At 56.9% G+C, this 299-nt stretch carries 1 protein-coding gene; it reads left to right on the top strand.

Annotation, left to right across the window (positions count from 1 at the left end; translation table 11 throughout):
• On the top strand, nt 1-299 hold a 299-nt coding region (locus H6A34_RS14740), incomplete at both ends, for a TonB-dependent receptor plug domain-containing protein (protein WP_205106115.1).

The raw sequence follows: 299 nt of genomic DNA, 5'->3' as shown, positions 1-299 counted from the left end.
CAGTTTTCATACATTGGTATGAAGCCGCAGACGGTAAACGTGGCCGGAAAGAGTAGTGTAACAGTTACAATGGAAGACGAGGCAACCAATCTTGACGACCTCGTTGTCATCGGTTACGGCTCCGTTCGCCGCAAGGACCTTACCGGTTCCGTGGCCACTGTGAGCAACGAAGCCCTCGCGGCTGTTCCGGTTGCGTCAGTAACCGAAGCCCTCACGGGTAAGATGGCCGGCGTAAACATCACCACGACCGAGGGCTCGCCCGACGCCGACGTGAAAATACGTGTACGTGGAGGAGGCTC

The sequence above is a fragment of the Marseilla massiliensis genome (genome assembly GCF_016899855.1).
Classification (GTDB): domain Bacteria; phylum Bacteroidota; class Bacteroidia; order Bacteroidales; family Bacteroidaceae; genus Prevotella.
The sequence above is the reverse complement of the archived record's forward strand: the minus strand, read 5'-3'. Positions and strand labels throughout refer to the sequence as shown.